The organism is Methanolobus zinderi, assembly GCF_013388255.1.
Classification (GTDB): Archaea; Halobacteriota; Methanosarcinia; order Methanosarcinales; family Methanosarcinaceae; genus Methanolobus; species Methanolobus zinderi.
In genome coordinates, this window is the sequence record NZ_CP058215.1 from 1,588,893 (window position 1) to 1,604,777 (window position 15,885).

Genomic DNA, 15,885 nt, shown 5'->3' on the forward strand with positions numbered 1-15,885 from the left:
TCCCTCACACTACTGCTGATATCGCATCTGTCTACATGGTCATACTATAAATACTAAAGTCCCGTAGAAAGAAAACATGAGACTGGATGCATATCTTGTGGAAATGGGCTACTTCAAGTCCAGGGCAAGGGCAAAGAATGCCATACGTGACGGTAATGTCAGAGTAGGCGGTAACGTGATGAAAAAACCCTCAAAGGATATCAGTGCCGAAGATGAGATAGAAGTGGAAGAAGGACTCGACATGCCAAAGGGCTATTTCAAGCTCAGAAAGATTCAGGAAGCATCCGGACTGATTGGTGAAAACGACAGCGTGCTCGATATTGGTTCCAGTGCGGGAGGCTTTCTTCTTTTCGCATCCGAGATAGCTGCGAGTGTCAGGGGTGTGGAATTCAGCAAGGATTTCAGATCGGAGCTGGGGAAGATAGCCTATGAAAAAAATAACGTATCCGTGATATTTGCAGATGCTTTCAGTTCACCACTTGAGGAGATATCTCCTGAGAAAGTTGATGTGCTGCTTATTGATATGACACTTGAGCCCCTTGATTCTGTCAAGGCACTGGAAAGAATGCTGCCTTTAGTAAAGACCGGTGGAAAGTTCTTACTGGTCATCAAGATTGAGAACCGGAAGAACCGAAAACCTATCCTTGCACGCATAGAGGACTGTGGTGTTAGGATACAGGATGTAATAGAGCCTGAACAAAAGGAGATCTACATAGTAGGCGAGAAGACAGAAGAGTGACTTTCCGGAGGATTTGATGTCATACAATATACTTGGTGATGGAAAACCGGTCCGCCTGTTTGTGGCAGGGTTACACGGGAACGAGTGGAAGGACACAACGGATATCCTGGAGAACATAGAAGCACCAGAAAAGGGAACACTTGTGACCATCCCACTTGTGAATAAGGGGAACTATATCTCTACACTGGATGCAAATTATTTTACTGAAATCGGGCAGGTTATAATCGATGCTGTTGAGGAACTCCAGCCCGATGTTTACATAGAACTGCATTCCTATTCTGCCGAAAATCTGGAAAAACTCACAGAACCCGACAGGCTCCAGCGTGTGGGTGTGCCTGCCTTCAGCCGCCTGGACCATGATGTACTGCTTGGATCTGTGGCACCCTCAATTCGCAGGAACTATTTCCCGCAGGAAGCACTCTGCCTGACATTCGAGATACAGAAAGAGAACGCCCTTTCAAAACAGTATGCCGCCAGGATAATAAACAGGATGAAGGAGTTCACATCAAGGGACGAGTTCATTGAGTGTATGCTCAGAAGATATCCGAAACAGGCAAGAAAAGCTATCGAAGATTACAGGAATTTTTACGGCCTGTCTGCTGATGAGCTTAAATATTATGAAGAGATCAGGAAATAGACTTTAGAAAAGGTTGGAGGAAAAGAAAAGAGCCTCATGGCAGAACTTCAGATCACACCATGATAGCTGAACAGGGAATAGTATGCAAGCATTGCAAGTGCAAGTGTGGTCAGCATCGTGGCAAAGTTTGTGATATCTGTTTTGTTGTAGTATTGTTCTGTCATGATTTATCATGATACACTAGCAATTAAAACTATATAATACTTTTGCTTATTTATCATGATTAATCATTCATCGGCCGAATTCTTTCCAAAATTTGAATTAAACAGCCAGCCCAAAAGCTACGCTTCAATATCCTGAAAATAAGCGCTGGAAAAGAGAAAAGAAAAAAGAAAAGTAGGCGATTAAGAGCTTTTAAGGCTCTTACATCATACCTGTCATATCGTAGTTGTGGACGTTATGTTCTGGCTTTACATCCATCATTTCCTGTTCCCTGGCACGGAGCATGTCGTCCACACGCAGGATCATGATAGCAACTTCAGCTGCTGACTTGATGGCCTGGGTCTTAACCCTCAGAGGATCAACGATTCCCATGTCGATCATGTTCGCAACATCCCCGGTGCTGATGTCAAGACCGCCGTATTTCACATCGCCGTGGTTGGCACGCAGATGCAGGAGTGTGTCAATCGCATCGAAACCGCAGTTCTCTGCTATAGCCCTTGGGACCTCTTCCACTGCAGATGCGAATGCATCGATGGCCATCTGCTCACGTCCTCCGATACTTGAGGCATATGCACGCAGGTTCTGTGCGACCTCGATCTCTGAGGCTCCGCCGCCGGCTACGATAGTGCTGTCCTCGAACACGGATTTTACAACATGCAGGGCGTCATCGAATACACGCTCAACATTATCTGTTACGTGCTCTGAACCTCCCTTGATGAGGATAGTCATGGTCCTTGACTGCTTGAAACCCTTGATATAGGTCTTCTCCTCGTGGAGGTCTTCCTGTTCCACAAGTTCTGCAAATCCAAGGTCGTCTGATGTGATGTCCTGTACATTCCTCACAAGTGAAGCACCGGTGGAGTAGGAAAGTGCCTCCATGTCCTCGTCATTGACACGCCTTGTGGCATATACGCCTGCTTCCTTGAAGAAGTGCAGTGCATAGTCATCAAGGTTCTTGGAACAGAATACCACATTGGCACCTGTGTCGATGATCTTCTGGATTATCCTTCTGAAATTAGCCTTTTCCTGTTCCTTGAACTCAAAGAGCTGTTCAGCCCTGTCCACATGCAGCTTTGACTTGGTAGTTGTCTTGCCGAATGTGAGTTCGGTGTCAATAAGTGCTATCTTTGCATTCTCTATCCTGTGAGGCATCTCCATGTGAAGGGCCTCTTTTCTGATAGCAATGCCGTTTATAAGCTCTGTATCATCGATACTGCCACCGATCTCCTTTGCGATCACGATGTCATCGTCGACATTGACCTCGCCATCGTTCTCGATTGCAAATACAGCATCCACACAGATCTTTGCAAGGTGTGCACTTGCCATCTCGGATGCTTTTCCGGTGATAGAGGTCAGTGCTATCTTCTCAAGTATTTCCCTGTCATCTTTCTTGACATCCATGGAATAGTCCTTCAGTACCTGAAGGGCTTTCTCAGTTGCCATACTGTATCCCTTGACAATGATGGTAGGATGAACACCCTGGGTGATCATATCCTGTGCTTTTTCAAGCAGTGCACCGGCCATGACCACAGCACTGGTTGTACCATCGCCAGCTGACTTCTCCTGTGTCTTTGCGACTTCCACAACCATCTTTGCTGTGGGATGTTCTATATCCATTTCATCAAGAATAGTCGCACCATCGTTTGTGAGAGTGATATCTCCCATGATATTCACGAGCATCTTGTCCATTCCTTTTGGACCAAGAGTGGATCTTACTATCTTTGCAACAGCCTGTGCTGATGCGATATTTACTGATAATGCATCTTTTCCGCTAGTGCGCTCTTTACTTGGATCAACAATTATTACGGGCTGACCGCCACTTTGTCCTGCCATGCTTCCAGACCTCCGATAAACCATATTAAATTCATGTCTAATTAAGTATGAGTGAAACTAACTGTGTGTGGTTCTATAAAAAGGTAACGAGTTGCCGAAGCAATTGCCTGGCTTCAAAACCTTTAACATATAAAGGGCCGTTTTCCGACTATGCTCACTTTCATAGGACTGGGTCTTTTTGATGAAAAAGATATCTCTGTAAAGGGACTTGAGGCGATAAGAAAAGCAGATATGGTCTTTGCGGAGTTCTATACCTCGGTACTCATGGGTACCACTGTTGAAAGGCTTGAAGAATTATATGGGAAAAAGGTTCACGTACTCTTAAGAGAGGATGTGGAACAGAATCCCGACTGGATAGAACACGCAAAGGAGAAAGATGTGGTTTTTCTTACCGGAGGGGACACCATGGTCTCGACTACCCATGTGGACCTTCGCCTGAGGGCGCAGGATGCGGGTATTGAAACAAAGCTCATCCACGGAGCATCCATTGCGTCGGCCATCTGCGGGCTGTCCGGTCTACAGAACTATCGTTTCGGTAAAGCCTCCACAATACCACACCCATATACAAGCAGCCGGGGAAGAACAATCATATCGGAAACCCCCTATGACACAATCAAAGCAAACAAAGAAAGGGATATGCACACCCTTATCTTCCTTGACATTGACAGAGAAAAGGGATACATGACCGTAAATCAGGCAATGGAGCTTCTGCTTGAAGTGGAAGAGCGAAGGGGAGAAGGAGTAATGGAAAATGCCATTACCGTGGGCATTGCACGGGCAGGTTCACCTGGACCGATTGTCAAGGCAGATTATATACACAAATTAAAGGATCATGATTTCGGAGGACCGCTGCATATTGTCGTGATCCCCGCAGATCTGCACTTCATCGAGGCCGAAGCGCTAGTAAAACTTGCAGGTGCTCCAACTGAGATCATGTCAACTGTTGAAGATTGAAAATTATAATACCGGGGGAAATATAATAATACAACCCGTACATATTAGCAGCAACCAAGAATTTGAGGGATGAAAAATGGTTCGAGGTTCAGTAGGAGTTATCTTTGGAGAGACAGGTACCCTGGATTTTAAGATGCTTGTGTCGGACAGCACCGCCGTTCACAGGGGTGCATATGTCAAGGCATGGCATGAAACCGATGGATGGGTACTTGCTCAGGTAATGAATATCACAAGATCGAGTGATTCTTTTACAATAGAAGAGGCAAAAGCAGGTCAGAGAAAAGACAAAAGTGACGACCGCATAGTAGCGGAAGCAATCGTAATAGGTACCCGTGACAATGATGGCATGCTCAGATCACCTGTCATTCCATTCAGCCCGGGTGATCTGATATATGTTGCAGACGAGGGATTGATCCGGTCAGTGCTGGGACTTGTGGGAAAGGATATGAACATAGGCATGCTTGAAGGCACAGGAATAAAGGTTCAGTTAAGTGTCAACAGCCTTGTGCAGAAGCACTGCAGCATCCTTGCCAAGACCGGTAGCGGAAAATCCTATACTGCCGCCGTGATCCTTGAAGAACTCATCGACAGGGACATACCGCTTCTTATTATCGACCCGCACAGTGAATACGCTTCACTCAAAACGGAAGCAACGGATGATCAGGAAGTATTCAAAAAGTACGGGGTCACACCAAAATCATATGCGGACAGGGTCAAAGTATACACACCCGCAAACAGGGCAATAAACCCGGATGCAGACGAGGTATTCCGTCTTAACGGGATGAACCTTACAGTAAAGGATCTGACATCCATTTTCCCTGACAATTTCTCGACAACACATACGGGTATTCTCTATGAGGCCATACAGAGCCTGCGGGCTGAAATGGAGACCTATACCATCGATGACATCATATTTGCCGTGAGCAACGACAAGAGCAAGGCAAAATGGACTGTCATCAACATGCTTGAAACAATCAAGGAAACGGATATCCTGTCACCAAACCCGACACCCATAGAAGCTCTTGTGCAGAAGGGCAAGGTTGCGATACTTGATTTCAAGGGCGTGCCTCCTGACATACAGAGTATGATCGTGGCACAGTTGTGTTCAAATCTGTTCGAGGCTAGAAAGCTGGACAAGGTCCCGCCCGGTATGCTCGTGGTTGAGGAAGCACACAACTATGCACCGGAAAAGGGGTTCAGCAAGACTGTCAGTACGGACATCCTGAGAACAATCGCATCAGAAGGAAGGAAATTCGGTCTTGGGATGATGGTCATATCCCAGCGTCCTGCGAGGATAGACAAGAACGTGCTTTCCCAGTGTGGTACGCAGATCATCATGAAGGTGACAAACCCCAATGACCTCAAAGCCATAAGCAAGGGACTGGAAGGGGTAAATTCCTATGTGGAAGATGAGCTTATGCGACTGCCGCCAGGTGTTGCCATGCTTGTGAGCACGGAAATTGAGAGACCTGTGCTTGTGGACATACGCATACGCAGATCCAAGCATGGTGGCGAATCGGTCAACGTGCTCAAGGCAGCGCAGACCATGAGCCCTCCACCTCCACCACCATCTGCGACGAAGATCCCGACTGTGGAGGAGAGCAGAGCTCAGATTCCTGAAACACCTGCAGCTCAGCCACCTGTTGTAGAGACTGCAGATGTTGAAGAAGAAACTGTTAAGAAGACACCACCTCCGAAGAGAAAGCCGTCCCGTCCCCCTAAAAATGAAGGTGGAAAGCTGTTCACCAAAATATTTGGTGGCGGAAAATAATATGAGTGGATGTTGTCATGGCTGCGGATCTGAATGAAAAGGTCAAAAGATATGAAAGACTGCTAAGGGAAGCGCTGGAGAAAGCTGAAGTTGCTCCCATCAAGCAGTCACATATGTACAGGATAGCCGGGGATTATCGCACCATGGCAACTTCATACTACAATGACGGCCTGCATTTCATGGAGACCGATGATCCTGTGAATGCACTTGTATGTTTCAGTTACGGTCATGCATGGCTGGACGCAGGTGCACGTCTTGGCCTTTTCGATGTTGATGATGATGTATTATTTACCATTTAAGTGGTAAGTTGAATTGAAGAATGAACTTGCAATAAATAAGCAGAGTTCATATACACTTTTATTACACAGAGTAATGAATATTCTTTGACCATTTGATATATTAGACATTAAGTAATAGCATTCATTCCTTAGATGTATTCCCGGATATTTAGTTGATAAAATTATATGATGGTAATAAATGACACAACTCGATGTAAATTCGGAAATTGCAAAAGTTATCAATGACAGCCCTGTAACAATTTTCATATGGAAGCCCGAAAACGGGTGGCCAGTGGAATTTGTCTCAGAAAACGTCAGACAATTTGGATACTCATCCGATGATTTTCTTTCTGGCAAATTAAAATATGAAGATATTATCCATCCTGATGACATTGAAAGAGTACGTAGAGAGGTTACCGAATACTCTGAAGCAAATGTTGATAATTTCACCCAGGAATACAGAATACTGACAGCATCGGGTGAGATTCGGTGCATTGATGACAGAACAATTATCAGAAGGTATGATGATGGTAATATCCAGTACTATGAAGGTATTATTCTGGATATAAGCCAGAGAAAACTCTCTGAAACAATAATTGATTGCCGTAACCAGGTTCTTGAAGCTCTGGCTTCGGGTGAAACTCTGAATGAGATTCTTACACGTCTGGTGAAATCCACTAAAAAAATTATACCGGAAGCTATCAGTTTTGTCATGCTACTGGACGAGGAAAAGAAACATCTTGTTCATGCTATTTCTCCCGATCTTCCGGATTTCTACAAAAAAGCCATTGAAGGACTACCCATAGGTGAAGGCATAGGTTCCTGCTCAACTGCTGTTTACACCGGTAAAAGGGTTATTGTAGAGGATATAATGGAGCATCCTTACTGGGAAGACCTCAAGGATATTGCAGCCCGTGCAGGCTTTAGGGCCAGTTGTTGCGAACCCCTGATAAGTTCGAACAATGAAGTCTTTGGGACATTCGGGATGTACTTCCGCGAGCCACACACGCCTACAAAGGAAGAGATCGATATCCTCAAAGCAAACGCCAATCTTGCAGCTATCGCGATAAACAACAAGATGGTATTGGATAACGCTCTTGAATCTGAACGCAAACTTAAGATCATTTTCAACAATGTAAACGATCAGATATATATCAGCGAACTAAACGGGAAAACTATTGCTGTGAACCAGGCTGTAGTAGATACACTGGATTACAGCAGGGAAGAGATGTTAAGTTCATACCCTTGCGATATCGTTCCGTCAGAAGATGTGCACCGCGTATCAAAACTGATGAAGGAGATCGAAACTGACGGAAGAGCGATATATGAAACCGAGGCGATACATAAGAATGGAAGGAAGATACCGCTGGAAATCAGTGCACGATTCATAATCTATGATGGGAAAAAAGCCATCCTGTCCGTTGCCAGAAACATCAGTGAGCGCAAAAGAGCCGAAAAGAAGCGCCGTCTTGAAGAGGAGAGGCTTGAAGCTCTTGTTAAGCTTAACAGTATGACAGGTGCATCATTGGATGAGATCACAGACTTTGCAAGGGAAGAAGCCGTAAGACTTACTGAAAGTTCACTTGGATACCTTGCATTTATGAATGCTGACGAAACCGCACTCATTATGCATTCCTGGTCTGAAGGTGCCATGAAGGAATGTGGTATCAAGAACAAACGCTTCGTATATCCCATAAAGACCACCGGCCTGTGGGGTGAAGCAGTAAGGCAGCGCAGACCTATAATAACAAATGAGTACTCACTTCCCAGTCCTATGAAAAAAGGATACCCCGAGGATCATGTCAGGCTTACAAGACACATGAATATTCCGATCTTCGATGGTGATCACATCGTAGCAGTTGCCGGTGTTGGAAATAAAGAAGAGGATTACGATGAATCAGATCTGCGCCAGCTTACCTTACTGATGCAGGGTATGTGGAACCTCATTCAAAGAAAACAGATCGAAGATGCCTTAAAACAATATTCCGATGAACTGAAGGTGGCAAATGAGGAACTAAGGTCTGTCAGCATAATGAAAACAGAATTTATCGCGGAAAGGATGGGACTTGAACACACACACGAACTCCCGGAGTGCAGTATCCTTCACGATGAAATGATCCGGGCCATTGATGACCAGCAGGCCAAGTCCATCAATTCTGTATTGCTAAACTCTGAAAGATTAAAACGCATGGTAAATTCACTTATTTATATGAGTCAGGAGCAGGCAGGAAAGCTAAAATATGATTTTTCCCGGATACAACTGAACAAACTGATATCAGAAGCTGTGATGGATCTTATTTTACTGATAGATGAGAAAGGAATCGAGCTTGAAGTGAATGTACCTGACGGACTGCCACCGATAAGAGCTGATAAAGCTAAACTGACAGAAACATTGATTATCCTTATAGATAATGCGGTCAAATTTACTCCTGAAGGTGGAATGATAAACGTTGATCTAAGTGAAGAAAATGACCATCTGCACCTGAGGATAGCTGATACGGGACCAGGCATACAGAAAGACCTTATACCACATATTTTCCAGAAATTCTATCAGATGGAGGATGCTATGAGTCGAATGTACCAGGGACTTGAGTCCGGCCTGTACATCTGTAAGGATATAATCCTTGAACATAAAGGCGAGATATGGATCGAAAGTAAAAAGGGTAAAGGAACAACATTCCACATAAGACTTCCAGTGGAAAGTCCGGAAGAGGATTCCTCACGAATTTCCAAAAAATGAGATGATAAAATGAAATTGGCTCTGTTAGGTACTCTTTTTCTATCCGATAAAAGAAAAGATCTGCTCATCCTGCTGATAGAAAGACCGATGAATATCGATGAGATCAAAACTACACTTAATGTTACTTCCAGTGCCATGATGACACAGATCAAGATTCTCATCGATCAAGGCATAATACTTTATGAGGATGATCATTACAAGCTCTCAAGCTTTGGTGAGGTAATCGTAAAGAAAATGATCCCTCTTTTAAACACCTTGATGGTCTATGAAGATAACAAACAATACTGGGAAAATCATAAAGTGAACGGAATTCCGACACATCTTCTTGAAAGAATAGAAGAACTGGGGGTCTGTGAACTCGTTGAGCCGGAACTTAACCGTATGTATGAACTCCCTAAAAAGCTAACTGACAATCTTGTAAAGTCAGAATACATAAAAGAAATCTCTTCTTCTTTCAGTCCGGCTTACCCTTATAAGTACATTGAACTTGCCAGAAAGGGCGTCCGAATATCACTCATAATTACAGAGCCTGTATTTGAAAGATTTGAAACGGAGTATTCTGAACAATTAAAGGATTACATCGGAATGGAAAATACCGAACTGTTTGTATGCAAAGACGATATCGGTTTTGCGTCCGGTGTGTTAACAGACAGATTCCTTTCATTGACCCTGTTCTATAAGAACGGAATGTTCCACAATCATGCCATGATGAGTTTTGAAACGGGCGCATTGAAGTGGGGAGAGGACATGTACCGCTTTTACAGGAACACATCACAAGAAGTAACAGATATCTGAAATCCGGCTATCATATCAGAGATGTTTTCACTTCAGATATAATTTCATTTTTTTGACCTCAAAGTATCTTATTTTACTGTGTTCATTTTCGCGTTCATCAGATTAAAGCCATTAATTTGATTAAAGCCATTAATCTTGTTGGAGATCTTTCCTTTGGTTAACAGCGTTAATTAAAAGGCGTTCATTCATAAGATTGCGGTTCTGCTCAAAAAGAAACCCGGTTCATAATATTAACACCGTTAATAAATAACCGGAGGTTATGCTATATACCTCAAGTGAAATACTCCTCCTTGTTGACAGTGAAAAATGGAGGTTCACTGTTTAAAATAAAGCATAATACTTTGGAGGATAGTATGAAAACATCAATTTTGAACCAATTAGCGGAATCTGTTGTCGAAGGTGACGACGATTTAGCAGAAGAACTTGCACAAAAAGCCCTTGATGAAGGTGTGGATCCTTACGAGGCCATAGTTGACGGACTCGCAAAAGGAATGATCATTGTAAGTGACAATTACGAAAAAGGTGAAGCCTTTGTGCCACACCTGCTCATCGCATCCAGTGCCATGTATGCCGGTATGGACATACTGACACCTCATATGAAACTTGAAGAAGGTGCCGGAAAGCGTGCCGTAGGTGTGATCGGAACAATCGAAGGAGATGTGCACGACATAGGAAAGAATCTGGTCAAGACAATGATGTCTGCATCCGGCTTTGATATGGTAGATCTGGGCCACGATGTGCCTGTCGAGAAGTTCGTAGAGGTGGCAAAGGAGAAGAAGGCAGACCTGATTTCCATGAGTGCCTTGATGACCACTACCATGACCAACATGGAGAAGGTAATCGAGATGATGCAGGAGGAAGGTATCAGAGATTCCCTTATAGTCATGATAGGAGGAGCACCTGTTTCACCTGAATTCGCGGAACAGATCGGTGCGGACTCTACACATCCGGATTCCATGTCAGCTACGGAATGGGCAAATAATGAGGTGCGTAAACTTGCTCCTGCTGATGAGAGATGGAGCGAGGAGAAGATATCACTTGGTAAGGTCAAATACAGAGAGATACTGTCTAAAAAGAAGGTTAAAGGAAAGACAGATATCGGTCTGGAAACTGCGAAGCAGATCATTGCAGACTTTGAGAGCGTTGGCGTCAAGACAAAAGAGGAAATGACCCATATGGACAGGACGCTGGCAGCAATGGGTGACAAAAAGGTCGACAGATTGCCGGTATATCCGCTTGCCTGCGGAGTTTTGAGGAAATTCGCTGATGTCAGCTACAAAGAATATGCTACTGACATTAATGCTTTTGTTGAAAGTGCTTACCTGGGATCCAAATACCTTGACACTGACATGTTCGTAGGACTCATTGACCTTTCTGCAACATCATCTGATTTCGGATGTAAGATCAAGTACCCTGAAGATGACACACCTTCATCCGAAGGACACCTTGAGGATTATGAGAGTATAGAAGTCCCTGAGGTCAAGGAGGGTACCCGTGCCTATGAGCTTGTAATGGCTTCCAAGGCGGCAACTGAGAAACTTAACAAGGAACTCAACACACCATTTGTCGGATTCCATGAAGGACCACTTCTTACCCTTACCCAGCTTATGGGTGCAGACCGTGTTCTTATGGACATGAAGACACATCCTGATGTGGTACTTGAAGCAGTCCAGAAATGTACGGATTACATCTGTCAGGTATCCGAACTGTTCTTTGAAGAAAATGCCTGTAACGCACTGTGTATCGATAACCTCTGGTCCAACAATGTGATCATGAGCGAGGAGGACTACTGGAAGTTCGACGGTAAGTTCGTATACGACCAGCACCTGCCGATCTTCAAGCAATACGACCAGCCATACATTATACACAATTGTGCGGATGCAGTACACTTTGACACACAGATCAGCAAATTCGGAACTCAGCTATACAGTTACGCATACTATCCAAAACTCAGGAGTAAGGGCTCACAGAACTATGCAGACCTTATTCCAAAGTATGGACAGGAATGTTGTATGATGGGAGAGGTCAACCCGGTAGAGTTCATGGACAACACACCTGCAGGTGTTCAGAAAGTAAAGGATGACACAAAAGAGTTGCTTGAAGGCGTGCTTCCTGTACTCAAGGAGAACGGAATGCAGTCCAAGTATGTCATGTCATCTGGTTGTGAGATTCCACCAGGAGGTCCTCTTACGACCGTGAAGGCTTCGGTAGATGTAGTTAAAGAGCTAGGTCCCGAGCTTCAGAAAAAGATATTCGGATAAGCAGGAACTATCACTTCCCCCTGCTTTTCCTTTTTACTCATAGTGGTTTGAAAAATCACTTTATGAGGTCTATATCCACAGTGTGGCAAACCGCTCTGCTCCACAATATACACAGGGTGGTAAGCCACTCTGCCTCCACATAAAAGAAGGTGATAATAATGAACTTTGGACTTGGCATAGACACTGGCGGTACATATACAGATTCTGTAATTATGAATCTTGAAGACGGATCAATAATAGATTCAAACAAATCGCTTACTACTTACCCTGATCTAATAAAGGGCATAATAAATTCAATTGACGGCCTTAAAGCCGAATATCTTGCAAATGTGAGATTCACTTCAGTATCTACCACACTAGCCACCAACACCACACTGGAAGGCAGAGGATATCCGGCAGGTCTCATACTTATTGGTTATAATATATCACGGAAAATTCCCACCGATCATATCCTTTCCATAAAAGGCGGACATGATGCAGACGGAAACGAAGTTGAAACTCTGGGCAACCTGGATGAAGTGGAAAAATTTGTCACAATGAACAAACATAAGGTCTCATCCTTTGCCGTATCATCGTATTTTGGAGTGCGCAATCCTGAACATGAACTGAGGATAAAAGAGATCATCCAGGATCTGACAGATCTCCCTGTTGTCTGCGGACACGAACTTTCCATGGATCTCGGAGCATATGAAAGGGCTTTGACCGCACTTCTCAATGCTCAGCTGATCCCGGTAATCGACCAGTTCATCAGATCAGTAAGGTCTGTAATGGAGGATAAGAAGATTGATTCTGTCCTGATGATGATGAAATGTGACGGCTCGCTGGTCAGGATAGAAGAAGCACTGAAAAAACCTGTGGAATCCATTTTCTCCGGACCTGCTGCAAGTCTCCTTGGCGCTGCACATCTAACGGATCTAAAAGAGTGCCTGACCATAGATGTGGGAGGTACGAGTACGGACATTTCAATGATCCGCAATAGCATGCCTGTTGTCAGTAGTTCAGGTGCCGTAGTTGGAGGCTGGGATACAAAGGTCAAGGCTATCAAAATGAATACCTCTGCCATTGGAGGAGACAGTCATGTATGGATTCATGAGAAAACAAATATGGGGCCTAACAGGGTCATACCCCTGTGCCTTTGCGCTTCCGAATTCCCGTCCCTTATAAACAAATTACAGAACGCTGAAAAGATCTCAAGGCGCATAATGAATGACATCCTTCAGCCAACAACGTTCTTCATGTGCAATGGAGTAAAATCCCATTGTCTTTATGCCTCTGAACTTGAGGGAGAAGAGATAGAAATATTCGATGCCATAAATGAAGAGCCTTCTTCCATATCGGATATTGCCTCAAGGACAAACAAGCATCCACTGATGTTCGAAGATATACTGAGAAGGCTCATACAGAAAAGATATATCAAACAGGTAGGTTTCACCCCGACAGACGTCCTGCATGTGACCGGTGACTATACCAGATGGGATTCCAATGCATCGATGCTGGGAGCCACAATACTTTCAGATTATACATCCATGGAGCCCTTCGATCTCTGTGAAAAACTCAGGGAGGACGTGGCCAAGGAAATTGTGCTTAATCTGATTGCACACTGTGCGAATACCGTGAAAAAAACCGATCTGGAAAAAATATTGAATGGCACAGAACTCATGAAATTCATGATTAAAAGTCCGGTGGTACTGGTTGGTGCACCTGTAACACCGTATATGAAAGACATGAAACATTTCATTGATGCGGATATAAGGATCCCTGAATTCCATGAAGTAGGTAATGCTGTAGGTGCTCTTGTCGGTAACGTGGTCTACAGGGGAGAGGCTTTGATCAGACCCACAGCACCCGGAAGCTCACAGTATCTGCTATTCTCGGAAAAAGGAAGATACACGTTCGATGACTATCAGGAGGCTCTTGACACGGCAAATTCCCTTGTCAACAGCACAGTTTCAGAATACATGGCAGGCTACGGATTGAGTATGGACAATGTAAGTTTTGATCTTGAATGTAATGATATCGGAAGTATCGGAACGGTACCTCTGGAGACTAAAATAGTAGGAGTAGCTGTCGGTTCTCCAAGGAGAATAATATGAGCACATCTATTGAACAGATACAAAACACGCATGCTTTGGACAATATGGATGCTCTGAAGCAAAGTGTACGCAATCGTATCGGAATCAGGGAAGATGTTGAAGAGGATGAACTGATATACCAGATGTTACAGGCTTCCCAGGACATCAAAGAACTCTTTACATCATCTTTCGGACCCTGTGGATTGAGTAAGCTGATAATCAGCCCCACAGACGATATTTATCTGACAAGTGACGGGAAAACAATTATTGAACAGATAGATGTCCTGCATCCAGTGGTCACGTCCCTCAAAGAGCTTGCCATGTCAATGGACAGGGTATGCGGCGATGGTACGAAGACCGCGGTCATCCTTGCTGCCTCGCTTATCGAGAATGCTGCCAAACTTGTGGAGTACGGACTGCATCCGACAACCATAATAAAAGGATATCAGCTTGCTCTGAGTAAAGCGTATGAGATCATGGATTATGAGACTAGCCGGATAGTTTCTGACAGCGATCTGCATTCTGTTATAGAGAATGCCAGCCTGAGTAAAGGTGTCGAAACTCATCAGGCCCGGTTGATAGCAGACATCGTTCTAAGAACACTTTCAAAACTCGGAGACATACAGGCTAATAACCGCATAGATCTGAATGATTATGTCAAAGTCATAAAAAAAGTAGGTGGGCCATCTATTGAATCCATTTCAGGTATAATTCTTGATGAAACACCTTCAAGAGATGACATGCCGCATTATTTAGAAAATGCGGATGTCCTTATGATCAACGGGAATGTCAGATTTGAAAGTAAGATCATAAATTCCCAGCATAATATAAGATTCGATGGTTTTGACAATTCCACACTTCTGCTGGACGGCCAAATGAAGGCTTTGAAAGCCCACTCACAGAAAATAATTGGTTCCGGAGCTAACGTTGTTCTGTGTGAAGGAAAAGTGGACGAATATGTAGAGGAAGCCCTGGCAAAGCATGGTATTCTGCTTTTCGATAAACTGAAGATCAGGGATATGGAGATGATCGCAAAAGCAACAGGTGCAAACATCATTTCCATCAAGGATGATATACTGCCCCAGGATCTGGGTTTTGCCGATGAGGTGAAAGTTGAAAAAAGAAACGATGAGCATTTCTTTTTCCTCTCTGTAAACGAACAGCCGATATCCACGATCCTGATATGGGAACCCTTCAGATATGGCCTGGAAAAACTTGAGGAAGCAGTGGATGATGCCATTAATAATGCGGCATTCATATTGAAGAATCCTCTTGTAGTCAAAGGAGGAGGAGATATTGAATTTGTGCTCTCACAAATGCTCAGGAAGTATTCTTCCACTGTCGAAGGCAAAGAGCAGCTTGCAGTGATCGAATATGCGAATGCCCTTGAAGAGATACCAAGAACGCTGGCAAGGAATGTAGGTCTCAATGAGGTTGACGCAATAGCACACATGCTCAATTACTATAGCAAGGGAATTGACTGCAGGATCGACCTTACACGAGAGGTCGTTGCAAACAACCCTCCTGTATATGATTCATCAAGCATTAAACAGATGGCTCTTATCGCGGGAACCGAGGCTGTAAGCAATATGCTGAGAATTGATGAGATCGTACTTAAAAAGTAAAAGTCCCGGGGGAGTATA

11 protein-coding genes are annotated in these 15,885 nt (G+C 44.1%); 10 read left to right on the forward strand and 1 reads right to left on the reverse strand.

Going from position 1 to position 15,885, the window contains the following annotated elements:
• The first annotated feature begins 76 nt into the window (after positions 1 to 76).
• Together HWN40_RS07810 and HWN40_RS07815 are read left to right on the forward strand one after the other, a co-directional pair.
• Entirely contained in the window at positions 77 to 739 is a 663-nt protein-coding gene (locus tag HWN40_RS07810; RefSeq protein WP_176965209.1) for a S4 domain-containing protein, read from the forward strand.
• A gap of 16 nt (positions 740 to 755) precedes the next feature.
• Positions 756 to 1,376, forward strand: a complete 621-nt coding sequence (locus HWN40_RS07815; protein WP_176965210.1) for a DUF2119 domain-containing protein — start codon at positions 756 to 758, stop codon at positions 1,374 to 1,376.
• Positions 1,377 to 1,739: 363 nt separating this feature from the next.
• Here the strand turns inward: HWN40_RS07815 and thsA are convergent, their stop codons facing one another.
• Positions 1,740 to 3,371: a thermosome subunit alpha gene (thsA, locus tag HWN40_RS07820; RefSeq protein ID WP_176965211.1), complete on the reverse strand. Its 1,632-nt coding sequence runs from the start codon at positions 3,369 to 3,371 to the stop codon at positions 1,740 to 1,742.
• Between the two features lie 150 nt (positions 3,372 to 3,521).
• On the opposite strand from thsA, the gene dph5 reads away from it, so the two are divergent.
• The 8 genes from dph5 to HWN40_RS07860 all read left to right on the forward strand — a co-directional run bounded on the left by dph5 (position 3,522) and on the right by HWN40_RS07860 (position 15,867).
• Positions 3,522 to 4,325: a diphthine synthase gene (gene dph5 / locus HWN40_RS07825; RefSeq protein WP_176965212.1), complete on the forward strand. Its 804-nt coding sequence runs from the start codon at positions 3,522 to 3,524 to the stop codon at positions 4,323 to 4,325.
• Positions 4,326 to 4,401: 76 nt separating this feature from the next.
• Positions 4,402 to 6,096: an ATP-binding protein gene (locus tag HWN40_RS07830; RefSeq protein ID WP_176965213.1), complete on the forward strand. Its 1,695-nt coding sequence runs from the start codon at positions 4,402 to 4,404 to the stop codon at positions 6,094 to 6,096.
• A gap of 17 nt (positions 6,097 to 6,113) precedes the next feature.
• Positions 6,114 to 6,395 carry a DUF357 domain-containing protein gene (locus tag HWN40_RS07835; RefSeq protein ID WP_176966337.1) on the forward strand — a complete coding sequence of 94 codons (282 nt, stop codon included), beginning with the start codon at positions 6,114 to 6,116 and terminating at the stop codon, positions 6,393 to 6,395.
• Positions 6,396 to 6,573: 178 nt separating this feature from the next.
• Entirely contained in the window at positions 6,574 to 9,114 is a 2,541-nt protein-coding gene (locus HWN40_RS07840; protein WP_176965214.1) for a sensor histidine kinase, read from the forward strand.
• A 9-nt stretch (positions 9,115 to 9,123) separates the two neighbouring features.
• Positions 9,124 to 9,909: a helix-turn-helix transcriptional regulator gene (locus tag HWN40_RS07845; RefSeq protein WP_176965215.1), complete on the forward strand. Its 786-nt coding sequence runs from the start codon at positions 9,124 to 9,126 to the stop codon at positions 9,907 to 9,909.
• Between the two features lie 353 nt (positions 9,910 to 10,262).
• The gene (locus HWN40_RS07850) at positions 10,263 to 12,170 is read left to right on the forward strand and encodes a methyltransferase cognate corrinoid protein (protein WP_176965216.1); all 1,908 of its coding nucleotides are present in this window, start codon (positions 10,263 to 10,265) and stop codon (positions 12,168 to 12,170) included.
• A 158-nt stretch (positions 12,171 to 12,328) separates the two neighbouring features.
• Entirely contained in the window at positions 12,329 to 14,263 is a 1,935-nt protein-coding gene (locus HWN40_RS07855; RefSeq protein WP_176965217.1) for a hydantoinase/oxoprolinase family protein, read from the forward strand.
• Positions 14,260 to 15,867 carry a TCP-1/cpn60 chaperonin family protein gene (locus HWN40_RS07860; RefSeq protein ID WP_176965218.1) on the forward strand — a complete coding sequence of 536 codons (1,608 nt, stop codon included), beginning with the start codon at positions 14,260 to 14,262 and terminating at the stop codon, positions 15,865 to 15,867. The genes HWN40_RS07855 and HWN40_RS07860 overlap by 4 nt, the downstream gene beginning before the upstream one ends.
• Positions 15,868 to 15,885: the final 18 nt, after the last annotated feature.